Source organism: Sporosarcina jeotgali (assembly GCF_033304595.1).
In the GTDB taxonomy this organism is placed as follows: domain Bacteria; phylum Bacillota; class Bacilli; order Bacillales_A; family Planococcaceae; genus Sporosarcina; species Sporosarcina jeotgali.
Genome location: NZ_CP116341.1, coordinates 247,055 through 266,530 on the forward strand (window position 1 = coordinate 247,055; position 19,476 = coordinate 266,530).

The following is a 19,476-nucleotide window of genomic DNA, read 5'->3' on the forward strand; positions in this document are numbered from 1 at the left end:
AAATCCGGGGTTCTGATAATTCTGTTCAATTGCTATACAGCCTTTAAGGAATATGGCATACTTATGATAACTAAGTAGTTCGAGAAACGAAACAGTTCAGGAAGGATTATGCCGATGAAAACAGTATTTTCTTATGCAAAGCCATATAAATGGCCGATAGTCATTGCACTCGTTCTAATGTTAATTGAGTTGAGTGTTGAGCTCATACAGCCTCTTCTCATCGCTAAAATAATTGACGACGGAATTACCGCAGGCAACCGGGAAACCATCATCCTTTATGGAAGCATCATGATGGGGCTCGCGATTCTCGCATTAATATCAGGTGTGACAAATTCTTTCTTTGCGGCTCATGCCGCGCAAAGTTTTGGGTATGACTTGCGACAAGCGCTTTTCAAGCAGATTCAGGCATTCTCCATGGCGACATTTTTACGTTTTCCGACGTCTTCTCTCATTACAAGATTGACGAGTGATGTGACGATGGCGCAAAACATTCTGTTCATGGGGCTCAGAATTTTACTGCGGGCTCCGCTCGTTGTCATTGGCAGTCTGGTGATGGCAATGCTTGTGAATGTGAAGCTAGCATCGTTCCTGTTAATAGGCATCCCATTTCTATTTGTCTTTCTATTTGTTATGGCTCGAAAAGGAGTCGGGTATTTCTCGGACGTGCAGCGCCGCCTGGATCGCGTGAATCGGGTCATTCAGGAAAATCTGCAAGCTGTCCGTCTTATTAAAGCCTATTTACGCGGCGTCTATGAAGGAAGCCGTTTTTCAAAGGTCGCTGATTTATTAAGAAAAGATACGGTGAAGGCATTCCGGATGATGGAACTGATTATGCCGATTTTACTGCTCATTATGAACGGAAGTCTGATGATTGTGCTGTGGTTTGGAGTAGGGGTCGTTCGTACAGGGGATGCGCAAGTCGGTGAAATCGTTGCGATTGTGAATTACGCATTCCGAATCACTGGCGGCTTCTCGATGTTTTCATTCCTCATTGTCGCATTCTCACGTGCTCAAGCGTCTTCTGTCCGTATGGAGGAGGTACTGCTTGCGGATGATGACAGTGAGATCATCGTGCCGGGTGAATCTGAGAATGGAAATGAAAAGCGCGGTGCGTTGGAGTTTAATCATGTAACATTCCACTATCCGGGTCATCCGGAAAAGGTATTATCCGATGTTTCGTTCGCCATTAATCCCGGAGAGAAAATTGCCGTAATGGGAGCTACAGGATCGGGTAAGTCAACCATGCTGAACTTGATTCCCCGGATTTTCACAGCAACTTCAGGAGTAATCCTACTTGACGGAAAAAGTATTGAAGACTGGCCGCTGGAAGAGCTGCGTAATGCAATCGGTCTCGTGCCGCAGCAATCAGTTCTCTTCACAGGGACAATCCGTGAAAACTTAGCATGGGGAGATCCTGAAGCGCGTGCGGATGAACTGGAAGCTGCAGCGGAAAAAGCTCAGATTCATGCATCCATTCAACGTTTTCCGGCGACTTATGAAACGCGTGTCGGCCAAAAAGGAGTCAATTTATCCGGCGGCCAAAAACAACGGTTATCCATTGCTCGGGCGCTCGTTCGAAAGCCTGCTATTCTTTTGCTGGATGACAGTACGAGTGCGCTCGATGTGAAAACGGAGAACGCGTTATGGGAAGCGCTGGAGGGTGAACGGGCAACGATGATTGTCATCACTCAAAAGATCCATACCGCTCAAGGAGCTGACCGCATCCTTTTGCTGGATGAAGGGGAAGTGGCTGCGTATGGCACACATGAACAGCTCATGGACCAATCGGAATTATATCGAAAAATAGCTGAGTCCCAGTTGGATGAGGAGGTGGCGGACGATGGTGAACAACGCAAGGAAGCCCTTCGGTTACGAACCGATCATTAAACGCGAGAATTTGAAAAAAGGCGCTAAACGCAAACGGGAAGAAGTGGGCGACTGGAAGCAGGCATTGCTTAACGTGTGGCGGCTTGTAGATGAACAGCGCGGGCTTCTCATAACTGTGCTGGTTCTGGTGTTCGCGAGCTCCGGGCTTACGCTGCTAGGTCCTTTTCTAATCGGGAAGACCATTGATAACTTCATCATTCCGATGAAAACGGATGGACTTGCTATGCAGATTGGCTTGTTGTTATCGATTTATGCAGGAACGTCACTCACCATGTACTTCCAAAACTTCTGGATGGTCGGGATTGCTCAAAATACAGTTTATAAATTGCGTTCCGGACTATTTAATCACTTGCAGAAACTCCCTGTATCGTTCTTCGATAAGCGCCAGCACGGGGAACTCATGAGCAGGATGACAAACGATATCGAAAACATTAGCCAGACGCTGAATTCATCGTTCATCCAAGTATTCTCGAGCATTTTAACCCTGGGCGGGACACTTGCAGTCATGCTTTATCTCAGTCCGCTGCTCACTGTGCTGACGATGACGATCGTTCCTGTAATGTTCATCGCCATGCGCTGGATCACGCGGCGTACTGGAATTTTATTTAAAGAACAGCAGCGCGCCATTGGTGAGTTGAACGGAATGATTGAAGAGACAATGTCCGGTCAGCGCATTGTTAAAGCATTTTCTCAAGAAGAACGGATGAAAGAAGAGTTCGCAGCGAAAAGTGACCGGTTGAAGAAAACCGGTTTCTGGGCATTGACGTATTCAGGGTTCATCCCAAAAGTAATGAATATGTTAAACAACGCGGCATTTGCGATTGTTGCTGGAGTCGGCGGCTTGCTGGCTCTCCGAGGGGATGGAATTGTAACAATCGGTACAATCGTTGTGTTCGCAGAGTATGCGCGCCAATTCACACGCCCGCTAAACGATTTGGCGAACCAATTCAATACGGTGCTGTCCGCAATTGCCGGTGCGGAACGAGTATTTTCAATTATGGAAGAAGACGTTGAACGGGATGCTGCGGAGGCGAATGGAGAGATCCAGCTAAAAGGGGACGTTGAATTCCGTAATGTTTCATTCGGTTATGCGCCAGAAACGGATGGATACACAGTGGAGAATGTCTCGTTACATGTGAAAGCAGGGGAGACCGCGGCACTTCTAGGTGCAACGGGTGCCGGGAAAACGACGCTTGTTCAATTGATTGCGAGGTTCTATGAAGTTGATGCAGGAACGATTTTGATAGACGGGATTCCGATTGACGAGCTGCCGCGTGCGACCTTGCGCAGTCAGACTGCATTCGTTTTGCAAGATCCGTTCTTATTTGAATCGACAGTACGGGAAAACATTCGATATGGAAAACTGGATGCGACGGATGAAGAGATTGAAGAGGCTGCGAAGAAAGCAAACGCTCATGAATTCATCAGCCGTCTAGAAGAGGGGTACGATACGCTGCTCACGGCTGACGGAAGTGAAATCTCCCAAGGGCAGAAACAGTTACTGTCCATTGCGCGGGCGTTCGTTGCAGATCCAGTGCTGCTATTGCTGGATGAAGCGACGAGCAGTATTGATACAGTGACGGAGTTGGAAATCCAAGCGGCACTTGAAAAGCTCATGACTGGCCGCACCAGTTTCGTCATTGCCCACCGGCTGAATACGGTGAAAAAGGCGGATACCATCTATGTCATGGACCAAGGCAAGCTCATTGAGTCCGGGAGTCAATCGGACTTGATCGCCCAAAAGGGTATGTATTATACGATGCTGCAACAATCGAAGTTATAAAACGAAGGCGCTCCCCAATTGGCGGGAGCGTCTTTTTGCGGGATGTGGGGAACGTGCTCGTTTCGTCACTGAACCCGCACGTTTCGGCGTCCAACCCGCTCGTTCCGTCACTGAACCCGCTCATTCAGGCGTCCAACCCGCTCGTTCCGTCACTGAACCCGCTCATTCAGGCGTCCGACCCGCTCGTTCCGTCACTGAACCCGCTCATTTCGGCGTCCAACCCGCTCGTTCCGTCACTGAACCCGCTCGTTTCGGCGTCCAACCCGCTCGTTCCGTCACTGAACCCGCTCATTTCGGCGTCCAACCCGCTCGTTCCGTGTCCGCCCCACTCGTTTCGGCGTCCAACCTGCTCGTTCCGTCACTGAACCCGCTCATTCAGGCGTCCAACCCGCTCATTCCGTCACTGAACCCGCTCATTTCGGCGTCCAACCCGCTCGTTCCGTCACTGAACCCGCTCATTTCGGCGTCCAACCCGCTCGTTCCGTGTCTAAACTCGCTCATTCCCGCATCAAATCCCTTCCACACCCCCGCCCTACCAAAACCCTGCAAAACAAAAAAGCCACTAGAGCAGCGGCTTTCCATTAACGACTTATTGTTTATCCTCATAATTCATCTTGGTGCCATCATCAAACTCGACGTCGAGCTTGAACTTCGAATACAGGTCAATCTGGAAGTACTCTAAGATTTTTTCTCGCGCTTCCTCACCGGACATATCGTGTTGAAGGTTAATGGTCGAGAACATCTTGTCGAGCTCGGCCATAGCGTCCTCGTCTTTTAAGTCGATGTTGGTCAACTTATTTTGGAATTCCGGCTCAAAGTCTTTTTCGACCTCATACTCGGCCTCGACCGCGTCTTGGTTGTCGACGTCAATCTCCAAATCGAATTTGGTGAAACCAAATCCATCACCCGTATCCCGGTCGCCGCCTTCTTTTTGCTCATTTGTTATAATGTCTGCTTCTTCACGGTTGTCTTTGTTTGCATCTTTACCCATATTTCCGCATCCATTGACAAATAGAACGCTCGCAAACACTACAGAACCCATTGCTGCTAGCTTATTCAACGTCTCACGTCCTCTCTGAATAATTCGACTGCTTGATACTACTGTACCTTTTTTCGAACGAATTTAAACGAGAGGGGTCAGTGAACGATTACCACTTCGCTTGAAACGCCTCACAGGATCCTAAAAGGCTGCGAACCGACAGCCATTCTCCAGACTCCAACTGTACTTTCCCGTTGAAGTAGCCGAATAGCTGAGTGAAATCTGCTTTTAATCCCCGGCGATGGGCATTCGCTTCCCGTTCGAAAAAAGGGGTGAATGACAAATCTACGCAATCTGTGAACTTAGTATGGATTGTCCAGGGCTCCATCATACGTTCCGGATTAAAAGTGAAAATCACATCTTCATGGATTTTCGTCATTACGCCGTCGACGAATACCGCATTTTCTGTCATACCTGTGCCATCTGTCCAAGAACCTCCGAAGTTTAATCCGATCCGCCGGCCTCTAGAACGCTGGGAAGCCATTGCCCAGTTCCATTTCGTCATCTTTGGCCAGACGCCACGCGTATAATTCAATACCGTGAAACTGTAATCCGGGTTGAATTCATACCGTTTTTCACCAATTTTCAAGAATCCGGAAGTGGGTAACGTATGGTGCTTTGCGGTAAGTTGGAACGTATTCCTGTTTTTCGGAACGACGACATTTAATGATTGATCTTCTGCAGGATGGCTGATGTGAAGATCTGCATGCAAGGTTTCATTATCAAACTCAGCGATGGAGACAAATAAGTGCGTCTCTTCAGTGGAATAGGTCGCATGTATTGAGAGACGATTATCTGCAAATTTAATATCCGTGAGCACATCTTCAGGCATCTTCACATGACGTGCAAAGGGCAAGGAAATCCGCTTCTCGAAAAAGCGCTCCGTTTCATAGTCGAGGAAATAGACCAGACAGACAGCACCGATGTCAAAGTGAGCAATGGTAGCTGTGAACAAGACTTCTTCTCCGTAAACGGTCCACGTATTCCACTTTTTCTTGTTTGGGAACTGTCCCTTTAAATTACTTTGGATAATCGGCTTCTGAGCATAGCCAATCGCTTCAGGATTCAGTAATCCTTTGCTGTCACAAAGCAATACAGGCGAAGTCAGTTCGCGTTCTGCATGTTGCATAAGCCGTCCTCCTAAACATTGTCATCTATCGCAGTTGTTGCTATACTTTTAATTGTATCAGATTGGAACTGAATTAGCGTTATCCAGCAACGCCATTTTCCAATTGAAAATCTGTGAAATCACGGGGCATTAGTTCAGCGGGAGAATACTTCGCTGGCAGCGAAGGGGTCACCGGTTCGAATCCGGTATGCTCCATATTACCAGCGTCCGCTCAGCGGGCGTTTTTATGTATAATTTTAAGGATGAAACTCTGGCTTCTCACATAGAATAGGGTGAGGAGGCGAATCGATGTATGACCGCGAAGCCGCTGTTTGGTATGCGGACAAATGGTGGGATGGGCGAAATCCACAATATCCTTCATTCGATGTCGATTGTACAAATTTCATCTCACAATGCTTGCGTGCAGGCGGAGCACCTATGCACGGAAGCCCGGTGCGTGATCGAGGATGGTGGATTACAAATTCGAGCTGGAGTTTCAGTTGGTCTGTAGCACATTCCCTGCGTTGGTACTTGGGAGGTTCCAAGAAAGGATTAACTGCCTATCAAGTTCAATCAGCTGAAGAACTGAACCTAGGAGACGTCATTTTATATGACTTTCAAGGAGATGGCCGCTTTGACCATTCAACAATCGTGACAGCTAAAGATGGTGCATCACCGCTCGTCAATGCCCACACGTATGACGTGCAAAGAAGAAGCTGGGATTACAAGGATTCCTATGCATATCGGCCAAACGCAAAATACATCTTCTTTCGGATAAACGACGAGTTTTCGTAACAGCATACTTACTAATGAAATTAGAAACTAGACATCGAAATGATGTATACTGAAATTTAACAATGACAAAAGGGGATACAAAAATGGATGAACAAGCACTATCAGTAAGAGATGCAATTATTTCGCGCCGTTCCATCAAGAGCTTTAATGGACAGCCTGTAGAACAAAGCGAAATTGACGATATCTTAGAAGATGCAATTTGGGCACCCAATCACGGCAATCGTAATCCTTGGCGTTTCGTTCTTGCTGCGGAAGATAACTACGAGCAATTTTTAGAAGTCTTGCGTGAGTTCGGTGTACCGAAATGGAAAGAGTTATCGGATGAAACTTTGGAAAAACAAATGGGTAAATTTACAAGTGCAAGTGCAGCGATGTTTGTTATCGTCCCGGAAGATGCTCGTCAAAAGCAACGTCTGGAAGACTTTGCAGCAGCCAGTACGATGATTCAAAACATTCAATTGCTCGCTTGGGATAAAGGCATCGGCACATGCTGGAAAACACCTGGATTCATAGATGACCCGAAGTTTCGCAATGTACTGGGCGTCCAGCCGGGCGAACGAATCATTAGCATGCTCCAGTTCGGTCATTTTGATGAATTGCCAAAAACGAAACCGCGCACACCGGTTGAAGACATCGTCACTTACTGGCAAGCTGAACCAACTGAATAATCGACAGCCTCTTCCCTTTATGCGGAAGAGGCTTTTTTATTGGGAATCAACCTATTAATACCCTTGCCGACAAGGTATTAATCTTCCTCAACACAAACCTTCACCTGCTTAGAGAGGGATATACTTAGAAGTCTTGCACATCTACTGCAAAAAATCCCCTTATCGCGACCAATCGCAATAAAGGGATTCAAAGAATTATTTTTTCAGCTCGTCTTTAGACAGCGCAGAAAGTGCTTGGTAATAGTCGCCAAGTACGCGCAATCCTTTGTCGAAGTTCTCAAGTGTTAAGTGTTCGTTCGGTCCGTGCAGGTTCTCTGTTTCAAGCCCGAAGCCCATGAGGACTACCGGTAAGCCTAAAATTTCATCGAAATCAGCAACAATCGGAATCGATCCGCCCCCGCGTGTATACACAGTCGGTACCTTGTACACTTTTTCATATGAATCACTGGCAGCTTTAAGTGCCGGATGATCGAATGGGGTGATGAACGGACGTCCTTGGTCGAACGGTGTTACCGTTACTTTTACGCCTTCAGGCTTGTGCTTTTCGACGTGTGCTTTCAACTTTTCAACGATCTCAGCTGGATCTTGATCCGGAACTAGACGGCACGTGATTTTTGCACCGGCTTCTGCAGGTAAAACAGTCTTGATGCCTTCACCGCTGAATCCGCCGAATACGCCGTTAACTTCAAGTGTTGGACGGGCAGAAGTACGTTCAAGGAACGAATAACCAGGTTCTCCGAACAGTTCGGTAACTCCAAGTTCCTGTTTTAATGCTTCTTCATCAAAATTAAGGTCTTTGTAAGCCTGACGCTCTTCTTCGTTCAAATTGCGGACGCTATCATAGAAACCGTCCACAGCAATTGTTCCTTCCTGATCGTGGAAAGATGCTAAAATTTCTGCAACTGCATGGATCGGGTTCTGAAGACCGCCCCCGTAAACGCCGGAGTGCAGGTCGCTTTTCGCACCGTACACATCAATTTGTACGCCGCTCAATCCGCGAAGCGCATAACAAATTGCAGGCTGACCGGGTGCATGAAGCGCAGTATCAGAAATAACTAGTGTATCCGCAGCTAGCTGTTCCTTATGGTCTTCAATGAATGGCACTAAGTTCGGACTTCCAACTTCCTCTTCACCTTCGATAATGAATTTGACGTTAAGCGGAAGCTTGCCGTCCAATTGCATAAGCGCTTCGACTGCTTTTACGTGCATGAACACTTGTCCTTTGTCGTCTGTAGATCCGCGAGCGAACATTTTATCATCCCGGATTTCCGGCTCAAATGGTGCGCTTTCCCATAAGTGCAGCGGGTCAACAGGCTGCACGTCGTAGTGGCCGTAAATCAGAATGGTCGGCTGGCCCCCTGCATGAAGCCAGTCTGCGTAGACGACTGGATGTCCTTCAGTCGATTCGATGGAGATGTTTTCAAGTCCAGCTTCTTTGAAAGATGAAGACAGCCATTCTGCTGCTTTTTTCATATCCGCTTTGTGCTCAGACAGAGCACTGATGCTTGGAATACTCAAAAATTCTTTCATCTGATTAAGATGTGTGTCGCGATTCTTTTCGAAGTACTCATTCATTTGGTCAAGCGTTGCCATGAAAATTACCCCTTTTCGTTTTCATTTAGATACATGCAAGTCTGCAGCAGGGGAAACCCCTGTGAATTCCCATCATCCGCCATCAGAATTCAGCGCAATCCATACAAATGGAAAGGGATCACTGAGACGATGCTGATTCCTTTAGTATAGCAGAATTAGAGCGGATTCGAAAAAGAGGAGACTTCTGAATCCTTTTCTCTCTGGTACTTATGCTATACTATTTCAACAGCTATAAAATCGGATTCAAATTGTAGCCGTCTTAGGTTTGCAACTTCTGCAACTAGATATACGTCTATATATGCAAATCGAAACGAACCACGAATTTCTCGGGAGGAATCGCTCTTGTTCATCGCACTTGCTTTCTTTTTGGTGATGTCATTTTTCTTATCAGGAAGTGAAACTGCACTAACTGCCGTTAATCGGATGAAAATCCAAATGCGTGCAGAGCAAGGAGACCCTAAAGCAATTCGGCTCCGCGCCCTCGTTTCGAAACCAGATCGAATGATTACCGCAATTTTAATCGGTAATAATATCGCAAACATCATGATGCCGACCATCGTAACTATGATCGCCATCGACAAAGGCCTGAATGTCGGTCTGCTCACTGGACTTTTAACAGTGGTGCTCATCATTTTCGGAGAAGTGCTGCCGAAAACCATCGCTGCCACCTTTGCAGATAAGTTAGCCTATACGGTCGCGCCTGTCATCCGGGTGATTGTTAAATTACTAACGCCGCTCACGTACTTGTTAGCGCTTTTCACGAATCTGTTCATCCGCATCCTGTCAAAAGGTGCAGTGACGGAAGCAACATTGACTAAAGAAGATTTACGTTCGATGGTCGATCTCGCGTCAACGGAAGGGACGTTCCAGCAAGAGGAATCACTGCGGTTAAAAGGAGTCCTCGACTTTCCAGAAAAAGACGTCTCAGACGTCATGGGAACCCACCGGACGGACGTTGTTGCTCTGCCGCTCGATTCAACCTATGAAGAGGTTCGGGGGACGGTGCTCGAGTATTTCTATACACGGTATCCGATCTATGAGGAAAGCATCGATAAGATAATTGGTGTGTTCTATTCTAAACGGTTAATTGAATGGTCTATGACACCCGAAGAACCATTCAAGGATATGATTGACCACGATCCATTGTTTGTCGTCCAGACGGCGAGTGTCGAGAAAGTATTTAAAATGATGCTTGCCCACAAGAAGCATATGGCAATTGTACTGGACGAGTATGGCGGAACGCTTGGTATTGTCACGCATGAAGACATTATCGAAGAAATGATCGGTCAGGAAATTGAAGATGAAACCGACGAAGCTGAAGACGCAATGGTCTATGAACATACCGAAGACACACTCGTTTGTCAGGGACGTCTTGAAATCGAAGAGGCGGTAAGACTTCTCGGAATCGACCTGCCGACAGAAAACGAAACCATCGGCGGCTTTGCGTTCCAGGAGCTGGATCATGTACCGGAAACCGGGGAACGTTTCACATACGGTCCTTTACTGTTTGAGATCGAAGAGATGGACCGCAACCGGATTGTCCGCCTCAGAATCATACGCCGTCCGGAAGAATTGATAGACGACGAATCTTAATATACAGCAACCTTACACGTTTGTAAGGTAACTGAAAGAAACTCCGATAGTTCAGCATCGTGTTCTAGTGCATACTAAACGTAACAGCTAGAACACGGAGGCGTTAACGGATGAAACCAACACTCAATGAATTACATGATGAATATGGCAGATACTTATATCACTTATGTTTGAAACTAACACGAAACAAAGAAGAAGCAGAAGATCTTATGCAAGACGTTTGGGTTAAAGTAGTCCGTACGAGCGATCGGATGGAAGGCGTAGACCGCATGAAAGCATGGCTGACGACGATTTGCATGAATACGTTCAGAGATCGTTATCGTAAGGATGTGCGTCGCAGCAAGTATGTCATGAATCAGCCGGACACCCTGGACGTTCCATTGCTCGATTTAGTGCCGAGCGGCAGTCCGCTGCCGGGCGAAATCGTTGAGAAACAGGATCTTCGCGCTGCCGTTCAAAGTAAAATCAATGAGCTGGATGCAATCTACAAGACGACGATCGAGTACTTCTATGTCAATCAATACTCACTTATTGAAATTGCTGAAATGATGCAAGTTTCTATCGGTACAGTAAAGTCTCGCTTGTTCCGTGCGAAAAAGTATTTAAAAGAGCTATTAACGCAAGATCAGTCGGTTAACGAACTCGTGATTGCTTGATAATAACAATTTTGGACTTCTCCTGGTTTAGGGGAAGTTTTTTTGTTTTACTAATAGTTTGACGCAATAGCAGATAGGGAATGCTACAGTGATGAACTCAGAGCGGGGGAGAAGGCGTGGGAAAGAATAAACAGAAGCGCAAGCGTTTTACAAAAAAACAGAAACGGATCATATGGCTCGTGCTGGGTGTGTTTATACTCATCTATATTGCTGTCATTTTGTATCATACATATAAGCCATTACCAAAAGGTGTTAGTTATGAAGGAGATGTCCATTGGACAGATGATGTGGAAGTATTCACTGATCTGACCTACTCAACAGATAAGAAAAAAGAAAATATGAAACATGAGCAGAATATCTTCCAGGAAGTATATTCAATGATTGACGAAGCCGATGAGTTCATCGTGCTGGATTTCTTCTTAATGGATCATTATTCAGATGAAGACCTCGACTTCCCGAAGATTGCTGAAACCATCACGAAGAAGCTGGTGGATAAAAAGAGTGAACATCCGGATATGCCAATTGTCTTTATCACGGATCCAATCAATAACGGGTATGGCTCTTACGAATCGAAATGGTTTGGAAAGCTGAAAGATGCAGGGGTGGAAGTGGTGTATACCGACTTGGATCCGCTGCGTGACTCCATGCCGCTCTATTCAGGATTGTACCGGACATTATTCCGCTGGGGGGACGTCGGAGGGAAAGGATGGATACCGAATGCAATGGCGTCTGAAGCACCAAAGTTTCGTTTGGCTTCGTATGTTAAATTACTGAATGTGAAGTCCAATCATCGGAAAATGATTGCCACGGAAAAAGCAGGACTAGTGACATCTTCCAATCCGCATGACGCGAGTGGTTTCCATGGAAACGTTGCATTTAAAGTAACAGGGCCGATCATTAACGATATGTTGGAATCCGAAGAAGCCGTACTGAATTATACGACAGGGCAGTCTGGACAAACGCTGCCGCGTATTGAAGCGGAAGAACCCGAAGACGGGGAATACGCTGTTCAATACGTAACTGAAGGTAAAATTAAAGAGGTGCTGATGGACGAACTCATCGCCGCGCAATCCGGTGACCGCATCCGGATGGGCATGTTTTTCATTGCTGAACCAAGTGTTGTGAAAGAAGTAACGGAAGCTGCTAAACGCGGTGTCGAAGTGAAACTCATTTTAGATCCGAACAAAAACTCGTTTGGGAATGAAAAATCAGGACTGCCGAATCGTCCTGTCGTACAAAAACTCGTTGAAGACAGCGATGGCGCAATCGAAGTCCGCTGGTACAATACCGTCGTAGGCCAGTACCATACGAAGCTCGTTATGATTGAACGGGATGACAACGTGCATATTTTAAACGGGTCTGCCAATTTAACGGAGCGTACACTTGATAACTATAATTTGGAGAACGATTTGTATGTCATTGCGCCGACAGACAGCGAACTTGCGGATGAGCTGGATGCGTATTTCGAACGGTTATGGACGAACAAAGATGCACTTTTCACACTGGATATGGAAGAATATCAAAATACCTTTACTCGCCCGCAGCGTGTCATTTATGCACTGCAAGAGTGGTTGAAATTGACTTCCTATTAAATTGAATGAAAGACCGGGAAACAACAAAAAATCCTCTTACCTGTTGCGGGTGAGAGGATTTTAGTTTTCATTCACAATGAATTGTTGATCATCGGGAAGCAGTATTCAAAAAGCAGCTAGCTGTTCGTTAAGTTCTGCGAGACGATCTTCCATTTTAGCGAGGCGTGCTTCGGCTTTTTGGACAGAGTCACCATGGCCGGTGGACTCCAGTTTTTCAATATCCCCTTGGAGACTGATGTAGTCCATTTTAAGTTCTGCGATTTCGGATTCGATTTGTGATTTCGTCATGTCGATCGTCCTCCCCGTACAGTTTCCCTCAGTTTACCACATCACGAAGGGGTTTGCCGGGGACTGCGCGCTTCGGATGATCCAGTAAATAACGAGCGGTTTCAAACAAAGTATCTGCCTCTTCACCAAGCGGCAAGGCAAGCTGACGGTCAATGTCCCGCTTCCGCAGGGAGTCGTGCAGCAGGGGCTCCATGATTGCGTTCAATAGGTTGGACTGCTTCACTTTGCGTCCAAGTCCTAAATGGGAGAACCCGTCGCGGTCAGTTGGAAATTGAAGCTCGGATTCGAAACTGCTTTGTGCAAGTACGATACACGGTACCCCGATGCTTGCCACGTCATATGGCATATAGCCTCCTCCGCAGAGCACAATGTCCGCTTCTGCAGCAAGGTCAAGGAAGTCATGAGGTGCTTTTTTGACAGACGTATTTCTTCGGCTCAATGCCATCATTTGCAGTGTGCTCGCATCGTGTTCATACGATTTACCGAGCAAAATCGTGACATTCAGCGGGATTTGCAGGTTCATCACATGACGGAACGCGCGGAATGTCAAGTTGCCTGGATCTTTTTCCCCGAATGCAATGAGCAGGCGTGGAGGATCGCCGAAAGTTTGCAAATCCCGCTTTGCGCGTAATTCTTCGCAGCGTGGATCGGGCATGAATGTTCGAATTCCTGTTTTGAATTGATCCGTAACATCCACAGCATTTTCTCCATATAATGTTTGGATAACGAAGTCAGCGGCATGTCCGCCTTCACCGAAATCATCGAAATGTAAGATGGAAGGAACGAGTTTCCAAATCGCTTCCACTTCGTCTTTCACGGTGCTGCCCGTATCGCGTATAAGAAGATCGGGTTTCAAAAAGGATACAACTTGAAGAAGGGTACGATGAGTAGCGGCCTCCATAGTTCGATACGCTGTGGGAATATCAGGCAGAGGGACATCTGTGATGAAAACAATGGTAGCTTCAGAAGACAGTTCTTCTGCAATCCTTAACGCTCTCCGTAAGGGATAGCCATTTTTTTCTTCAGTAGATGAAAGACAGAGTGCAATCAGCTTTTTGGGTTGAGTCGTAATAGGAATCATCCTTTCTATGAAGTCTCTTCACCTCCTACTCTATGAAGAGAGTACTGGACTTATGAAGAATTCTATTGAAAGGTTTTCCAAGCTGATTTTTAAGAGGGGATAAAACGGACAGTTGGAATGGTGTGAGGGATGATTAAGGGGAGTCATGATCAGGTTCGCAGAGTTATGATCATATTTCAGGATTTATGAGCGGAACTATTGAGTTATGATCACATTTAGGGAGTTATGAGCGGAAATCCAGATTTATGATCACATTCAGGGATTTATGAGCGGAATTCTAAATTTATGATCAGAATCCAAAGTTTATGAGCAAATCATCTTGATCCGTTGAATGGTTGTGTGTGTTTGATCCATAGGAAACAGGTTTATAGGGTTCCAGCTGGATTATTCATCACAAAACCGCAAAAAAGTGGTTTCATAGAGTAGATGTGGTACACTAATACGAAATTTCAACTGATAGGAGTGGCGACATCCAATGTTCGGATCTATAGCTGCAGACCTTATGCTCGTTGTGCTGATTGGTATCCTTTCACAATGGGTGGCCTGGCGGTATCGCCTTCCTGCGATTGTCGTTATGGCGATTGCCGGTTTGCTCGTCGGGCCTGTATTCGGATTCATCAACCCGAAAGAAACGTTGGGAGAGCTATTCAGTCCGATTATCTCGTTTGCGGTTGCAATTATATTATTTGAAGGAAGTCTGAACCTCGACTTCCGTGAAATTAAAGGGTTCAGTAAACCTCTGACGCGCATCGTCACGTTCGGTGCATTCATTGCTTGGATCGCAGGATCGCTTGCGGCACACTATTTGGCGGGGCTGTCCTGGGCAGTTGCCTTCATTATTGGCGGGTTGTTCATCGTCACAGGTCCAACGGTGATTCTGCCGATGCTCAGGCAGGCGAAACTGAAGCCGCGCCCAGCAGCACTTCTTAAATGGGAAGGGATTATTGTCGATCCATTCGGCGCACTGCTTGCCGTATTTGCTTTTGAGTTCATTAAGTTCATCAATGGGCAGGCGTCTCTTTCCGCGCTTGGATTATTCATTGCAGCGTCTGTTTTCGCTGTATTCATCGGTTGGGCGTCTGCACGAATTCTGGGATACGCATTTGAAAAGGGCGGCGTACCGGAATTTCTGAAAGCCCCCGTGCTATTTGCTGTCGTTTTGTTTGCGTTCGTCATTTCGGATGAACTCATGCACGAAACAGGATTGCTCGCAGTCACGGCGATGGGGATTGTCATGGCCAATATGCATTTGACGTCCATTCATGATATTCGTCAATTTAAAGAGAATATTTCTGTGCTTCTCATTTCAGGGATCTTTGTGATGCTCACGGCATCATTAAACCCCCATATCCTCATTGAAATTTTTGACTGGCATATTATTACGTACGTGCTGGCGATGTTGTTCATCGTCCGGCCGCTATCCATATGGGTGTCTACAGTTGGCACGGATTTATCGAACCGGGAAAAGAATTTGCTTGGATGGGTCGCACCGCGCGGCATTGTGGCCCTCACCGTTTCAGGGTACTTTGCATCGATTCTTCTGGAAAATGGCTACAAAGATGCGGAATTGCTCACTGCGCTCACGTTTGCGTTAGTGCTCTCAACGGTTGTGCTGCATGGATTCACAATTGGACCATTTGCGCGGAGATTGAACTTGACGACGACGGATGAATCAGGTGTCCTGCTCGTTGGGGGAACCAAGTTTGCGGCTGAACTTGCACGGTCGATTCAAGACACAGGCAATGACGTGCTGCTGATGGACACTTCCTGGGCAGGGTTATCTCATGCGCGTAAACTCGGCTTATCGAGTCACGTCGGGGATATTTTGACGGAGCAGACCGAGTATACGCTAGATTTGTCGCCGTATCGATATATGCTTGCGATGACGAAAGCGGACACGTACAATGCGCATATTTGCGCAGATTTCCTGTATGACGTAGGACGGGAGAATTTATTCCAAACCTCCTTCCATGTTGGAGAAGGGGTAGAATCGTTTAATGTTACTGGGGGCCGTACACTATTCACACCGGCACTATCGATCTATGATTTGGAAGAACGTATGAATTCGGGCCACGTATTCAGGAAAACCGTGCTTACTAAGCAGTACAGTTACACACAATACTTGCGTGAGCGAGACGATCGATCCGTGCTGCTCTACATTTTACGGGTGGATGGCACCGTTGAATTTTATACGCCAAACGAAGAACTGCAGGCTGTTGCCGGTGATACAATTGTCGCGCTTTCACATCCGATTAAACAGATAGAACGGGCCAAAGAACGGATTGCCGAGGAAAAAGGCGAGGAAGAAGTTCAGCATGAGAAAATAGAAAAACGTTTCAGTGAGGATCAAGGGAAAACAAAATCACCTATCCCTGGCCAAGCGCCGCCGCCGATTCAAAGCGGACCGGCAAGAAATCCATCAAGCTGATTGCAAGGAAATTTCCTTACATTCTGATAGGATGTAGAGTGAGAATATTACTGGGAGGTACGGTCATTTTGAAAGTTTTGTTTGTGGACGGGACCATTATCGGCAACAAAACGGGTGTAGTGCTCGAAGCTGTACAGCAATATATAGAAGAAACAGGCTGCGGTTTTGAAATAGAGAGATTGAATTTCTCAGAGTATGATCACCAGTTTGTCGATGGGCGACCTGCAGGAGAATATAATGAAGATATGAAGAAACTAATCCGGAAGTTTGAGGAAGCGGACGGATATATTATTGCAACGCCGGTATTCCAGGGGTCAATTCCAGGCGTACTGAAAAATGCGTTTGATATGCTTCACCCGCGCACGATGCGCTACAAACCTGTATCTATCGTAGCAAACGGCGGTACGTATCAGCACCACCTCGTCGTAGAAAATCAGATGAAACCGATACTCGACTATTTCCGATGTCTCGTAACACCGAACTATGTGTATACGCATCGTGATCATTTTGATGAAAATAGTAAAATCATAGACGAAGATGTACACGACCGCTTGAAGGAATTAGCGCGTGTATTCGTGAAGTATACAGAAATGGGTAAAGAACTGACCCACGGCATGCTTGACGCACAATAATGAATCAGAACGTCCGTCCGAGCGGAATTTCCGCGGGATGGACGTTTTTCATATGGTCAGAACTGAAGAAACTGGGCAACTTGCGTATAATGGAAACAACGAAAGGGGATTGAACGATGTCTAAATCACTCGTACTTGCAGAAAAGCCATCTGTCGCACGCGATATTGCGCGTGTGCTTGGCTGTCATAAAAAAGGAAACGGATTTCTTGAAGGAGACCGGTACATCGTCACATGGGCCCTTGGCCACTTAGTGACTCATGCAGATCCTGAAGGATACGGTCAGGAATTCAAAGAATGGAAAATGGAGCATTTGCCAATCATTCCGGAACCCTTTAAGCTGACGCCGATTAAACAAACAACAAAACAATATAACGCTGTGAAAGCGCAATTGCGCCGCGGAGATGTGAAAGATGTCATCATCGCAACAGACGCGGGGCGCGAAGGAGAGCTCGTCGCACGCTGGATATTGGAACTTGCGAAAAACCGTAAGCCGATCAAACGATTATGGATTTCATCTGTAACCGATAAGGCCATCAAAGACGGATTCGCCAATCTAAAGGATGGCAAAGCTTACGATAACTTATATGAAGCAGCGGCTGCTCGTGCAGAAGCCGATTGGGTCGTAGGCATCAATGCCACGCGCGCGCTCACTGTTAAACACAATGCTCAATTATCAACAGGACGTGTTCAGACTCCGACGCTTGCGATGATTGCGAAACGCGAACAGGCAATTCAGAAATTCCAGCCGAAACCGTACTGGGGCATGCAGGCACTGACTGAAGCCGGACGTTTTACTTGGCGCGATGGGGGCGGGCAAACTCAAGTATTCGATGAAACCGTCATTGATGCGAAGATGAATGCATTGGAAGGCGTTACAGAAGGCAAAATCATCGACCTGAAATCGACACCTAAATCTCAGCCGGCCCCTCATTTATTTGACTTGACGGAACTTCAAAAAGAAGCGCACCGCCGCTGGTCATGGTCTGCCAAAGAGACGTTATCGACACTGCAAAACTTGTACGAACGGCATAAAGCAGTGACATACCCGCGGACGGATTCGAAGCACTTAACTGCAGATATGACGAGTACGTTGAAAGATCGTGTGAAAGCGGTTGAAATCGGTCCGTATCGTAAAGCTGTCAATTCATTGCTGCGTAAAGGTCCCGTCAAACCTCAAAAAGGTGTCATTAATGACAGCAAAGTATCCGATCACCATGCGATTATCCCAACGGAGGAAAGTCCGTCATTGCATTCGCTTTCGGACAAAGAACAACGTCTCTATGACATTATCGTTAAGAGATTCTTAGCTGTGTTCTATCCGCCGTTCCAATATGAGCAATTGAGTGCGGAATTACAAGCTGGCAATGAAATCTTTACATTGAAAGGCCGGACCGTGACGGATGAAGGCTGGAAAGCTGTTTATTCATCAGATGAAGAAGAAGCGGATACAGACGCTTTGCCTGCTATGAAAAAGGGTGAGACACTTCAAATACGTGCAGTTTCTCGAACTGAAGGCAAAACTAAGCCCCCTGCGCGGTTCAATGAAGGAACGCTGCTGGCTGCGATGGAAAATCCGGCACAGTTCATGGCGGGAGAATCGAAAGAATTGATCAAAACAATCGGGGAAACCGGCGGATTAGGGACAGTTGCGACACGTGCAGATGTTATCGAGCGGTTATTCGGCATGTTTGTCATCGAGAAAAAAGGGAATGATATTTACACTACGTCTAAAGGACGCCAGTTGCTGGAACTCGTCCCGGAGGATTTAAAATCACCGGCACTCACTGCGGAATGGGAGAGCGACTTATCTAAAATTGCAGCTGGAAAACTGAAGAAAAATCAATTCATCCGCACGATGATTGACTTTTCGAAGAAGACAATCGTCGATATTAAAGCGGACGAAACGAAATTCAAACATGATAACGTTACCGGGAAGAAGTGTCCGGACTGTGGAAAGCCGATGCTTGAAGTGAACGGCAAACGCGGTAAGATGCTTGTCTGCCAAGATCGCGAATGCGGTCACCGTCAGACGGTTTCCACACTTACGAATGCACGCTGTCCTACTTGTAAGAAAAAGTTGGAACTTCGCGGTCATGGCGATGGTAAAATCTTCGTTTGTAAATGCGGGTATCGTGAAAAGCTGTCCTCGTTTGAAAAGCGGAGAGCACAAACAACAGGTAAAAAGGCCGACAAACGTGATGTTCAAAAGTATCTTAAGAAGCAAGAGAACGAAGAACCTGAAAATACGGCAATGGCAGATGCGCTAAAGAAACTATTTGACAAGTAAAAAAATGAAATCGTTCGGCTCATGAAAGCTGAGCGGATAAGCTAT

At 46.5% G+C, this 19,476-nt stretch carries 17 protein-coding genes and 1 tRNA gene; 12 read left to right on the forward strand and 6 right to left on the reverse strand.

The window, feature by feature from the left end; genetic code table 11:
• Positions 1 to 114: 114 nt before the first annotated feature.
• Genes PGH26_RS01250 through PGH26_RS01260 form a run of 3 tightly spaced genes read left to right on the forward strand, consistent with a single transcriptional unit; the run spans position 115 to position 4,035 of the window.
• Positions 115 to 1,887: an ABC transporter ATP-binding protein gene (locus PGH26_RS01250; protein ID WP_323692226.1), complete on the forward strand. Its 1,773-nt coding sequence runs from the start codon at positions 115 to 117 to the stop codon at positions 1,885 to 1,887.
• The gene (locus PGH26_RS01255; protein ID WP_323692227.1) at positions 1,841 to 3,670 is read left to right on the forward strand and encodes an ABC transporter ATP-binding protein; all 1,830 of its coding nucleotides are present in this window, start codon (positions 1,841 to 1,843) and stop codon (positions 3,668 to 3,670) included. Before PGH26_RS01250 ends, PGH26_RS01255 begins: the two co-directional genes overlap by 47 nt.
• 53 nt (positions 3,671 to 3,723) lie before the next feature.
• The gene (locus PGH26_RS01260; RefSeq protein WP_323692228.1) at positions 3,724 to 4,035 is read left to right on the forward strand and encodes a hypothetical protein; all 312 of its coding nucleotides are present in this window, start codon (positions 3,724 to 3,726) and stop codon (positions 4,033 to 4,035) included.
• 10 nt (positions 4,036 to 4,045) lie between these two features.
• On the opposite strand, the gene PGH26_RS01265 is transcribed toward PGH26_RS01260, so the two are convergent.
• The 3 genes from PGH26_RS01265 to PGH26_RS01275 form a co-directional block, all read right to left on the reverse strand.
• Positions 4,046 to 4,171, reverse strand: a complete 126-nt coding sequence (locus PGH26_RS01265) for a hypothetical protein (RefSeq protein WP_323692229.1) — start codon at positions 4,169 to 4,171, stop codon at positions 4,046 to 4,048.
• A gap of 88 nt (positions 4,172 to 4,259) precedes the next feature.
• Positions 4,260 to 4,730, reverse strand: coding sequence for a YusW family protein (locus tag PGH26_RS01270; protein WP_323692230.1), 471 nt, complete (start codon positions 4,728 to 4,730; stop codon positions 4,260 to 4,262).
• 88 nt (positions 4,731 to 4,818) lie between these two features.
• A complete protein-coding gene (locus tag PGH26_RS01275; RefSeq protein ID WP_323692231.1) occupies positions 4,819 to 5,838 on the reverse strand; it encodes a DUF2804 domain-containing protein in 1,020 nt (339 codons plus the stop codon).
• A gap of 123 nt (positions 5,839 to 5,961) precedes the next feature.
• On the opposite strand from PGH26_RS01275, the gene PGH26_RS01280 reads away from it, so the two are divergent.
• The 3 genes from PGH26_RS01280 (at position 5,962) to PGH26_RS01290 (ending at position 7,280) form a co-directional block, all read left to right on the forward strand.
• Positions 5,962 to 6,033 (forward strand) — tRNA-Ala (locus tag PGH26_RS01280).
• A 93-nt stretch (positions 6,034 to 6,126) separates the two neighbouring features.
• Entirely contained in the window at positions 6,127 to 6,612 is a 486-nt protein-coding gene (locus PGH26_RS01285; protein WP_323692232.1) for an amidase domain-containing protein, read from the forward strand.
• A gap of 83 nt (positions 6,613 to 6,695) precedes the next feature.
• On the forward strand, positions 6,696 to 7,280 hold the full coding sequence (locus PGH26_RS01290; RefSeq protein ID WP_323692233.1) for a nitroreductase family protein: 585 nt from the start codon (positions 6,696 to 6,698) through the stop codon (positions 7,278 to 7,280).
• A gap of 195 nt (positions 7,281 to 7,475) precedes the next feature.
• Here the strand turns inward: PGH26_RS01290 and PGH26_RS01295 are convergent, their stop codons facing one another.
• Positions 7,476 to 8,873 (reverse strand): dipeptidase, encoded by a 1,398-nt coding sequence (locus tag PGH26_RS01295; RefSeq protein WP_323692234.1) that lies wholly within the window; start codon positions 8,871 to 8,873, stop codon positions 7,476 to 7,478.
• Between the two features lie 342 nt (positions 8,874 to 9,215).
• On the opposite strand from PGH26_RS01295, the gene PGH26_RS01300 reads away from it, so the two are divergent.
• The 3 genes from PGH26_RS01300 (at position 9,216) to PGH26_RS01310 (ending at position 12,714) form a co-directional block, all read left to right on the forward strand.
• A complete protein-coding gene (locus PGH26_RS01300; RefSeq protein ID WP_323692235.1) occupies positions 9,216 to 10,466 on the forward strand; it encodes a hemolysin family protein in 1,251 nt (416 codons plus the stop codon).
• Between the two features lie 110 nt (positions 10,467 to 10,576).
• Positions 10,577 to 11,122 (forward strand): RNA polymerase sigma factor, encoded by a 546-nt coding sequence (locus PGH26_RS01305; protein ID WP_323692236.1) that lies wholly within the window; start codon positions 10,577 to 10,579, stop codon positions 11,120 to 11,122.
• 116 nt (positions 11,123 to 11,238) lie between these two features.
• Positions 11,239 to 12,714, forward strand: coding sequence for a phospholipase D family protein (locus tag PGH26_RS01310; RefSeq protein ID WP_323692237.1), 1,476 nt, complete (start codon positions 11,239 to 11,241; stop codon positions 12,712 to 12,714).
• Positions 12,715 to 12,819: 105 nt separating this feature from the next.
• Here PGH26_RS01310 and PGH26_RS01315 read toward each other — a convergent pair whose 3' ends face one another.
• Together PGH26_RS01315 and PGH26_RS01320 are read right to left on the reverse strand one after the other, a co-directional pair.
• Complete coding sequence (locus PGH26_RS01315) at positions 12,820 to 13,002, reverse strand: SE1832 family protein (protein ID WP_323692238.1); 183 nt, start codon at positions 13,000 to 13,002, stop codon at positions 12,820 to 12,822.
• A gap of 28 nt (positions 13,003 to 13,030) precedes the next feature.
• Entirely contained in the window at positions 13,031 to 14,083 is a 1,053-nt protein-coding gene (locus tag PGH26_RS01320) for a hypothetical protein (protein ID WP_323692239.1), read from the reverse strand.
• A gap of 475 nt (positions 14,084 to 14,558) precedes the next feature.
• Between PGH26_RS01320 and PGH26_RS01325 the strand changes: the two genes are divergently transcribed.
• From PGH26_RS01325 to PGH26_RS01335, 3 genes are all read left to right on the forward strand, one after another.
• Positions 14,559 to 16,511 carry a cation:proton antiporter gene (locus PGH26_RS01325; protein WP_323692240.1) on the forward strand — a complete coding sequence of 651 codons (1,953 nt, stop codon included), beginning with the start codon at positions 14,559 to 14,561 and terminating at the stop codon, positions 16,509 to 16,511.
• A 68-nt stretch (positions 16,512 to 16,579) separates the two neighbouring features.
• A complete protein-coding gene (locus tag PGH26_RS01330; RefSeq protein WP_323692241.1) occupies positions 16,580 to 17,143 on the forward strand; it encodes an NADPH-dependent FMN reductase in 564 nt (187 codons plus the stop codon).
• A gap of 116 nt (positions 17,144 to 17,259) precedes the next feature.
• Positions 17,260 to 19,431, forward strand: coding sequence for a DNA topoisomerase III (locus tag PGH26_RS01335; protein ID WP_323692242.1), 2,172 nt, complete (start codon positions 17,260 to 17,262; stop codon positions 19,429 to 19,431).
• Positions 19,432 to 19,476 lie beyond the last annotated feature (45 nt).

What these genes read in the sequence shown, in the direction of transcription:
- PGH26_RS01295 (WP_323692234.1), bottom strand. Translation starts at nt 8,873, where the DNA reads ATGGCAACGCTTGACCAAATGAATGAGTACTTCGAAAAGAATCGCGAC.
- PGH26_RS01325 (WP_323692240.1), top strand. Translation starts at nt 14,559, where the DNA reads ATGTTCGGATCTATAGCTGCAGACCTTATGCTCGTTGTGCTGATTGGT.
- PGH26_RS01305 (WP_323692236.1), top strand. Translation starts at nt 10,577, where the DNA reads ATGAAACCAACACTCAATGAATTACATGATGAATATGGCAGATACTTA.
- PGH26_RS01315 (WP_323692238.1), bottom strand. Translation starts at nt 13,002, where the DNA reads ATGACGAAATCACAAATCGAATCCGAAATCGCAGAACTTAAAATGGAC.
- PGH26_RS01320 (WP_323692239.1), bottom strand. Translation starts at nt 14,083, where the DNA reads ATGATTCCTATTACGACTCAACCCAAAAAGCTGATTGCACTCTGTCTT.
- PGH26_RS01285 (WP_323692232.1), top strand. Translation starts at nt 6,127, where the DNA reads ATGTATGACCGCGAAGCCGCTGTTTGGTATGCGGACAAATGGTGGGAT.
- PGH26_RS01275 (WP_323692231.1), bottom strand. Translation starts at nt 5,838, where the DNA reads ATGCAACATGCAGAACGCGAACTGACTTCGCCTGTATTGCTTTGTGAC.
- PGH26_RS01255 (WP_323692227.1), top strand. Translation starts at nt 1,841, where the DNA reads ATGGTGAACAACGCAAGGAAGCCCTTCGGTTACGAACCGATCATTAAA.
- PGH26_RS01250 (WP_323692226.1), top strand. Translation starts at nt 115, where the DNA reads ATGAAAACAGTATTTTCTTATGCAAAGCCATATAAATGGCCGATAGTC.
- PGH26_RS01265 (WP_323692229.1), bottom strand. Translation starts at nt 4,171, where the DNA reads ATGAGCGAGTTTAGACACGGAACGAGCGGGTTGGACGCCGAAATGAGC.
- PGH26_RS01335 (WP_323692242.1), top strand. Translation starts at nt 17,260, where the DNA reads ATGTCTAAATCACTCGTACTTGCAGAAAAGCCATCTGTCGCACGCGAT.
- PGH26_RS01290 (WP_323692233.1), top strand. Translation starts at nt 6,696, where the DNA reads ATGGATGAACAAGCACTATCAGTAAGAGATGCAATTATTTCGCGCCGT.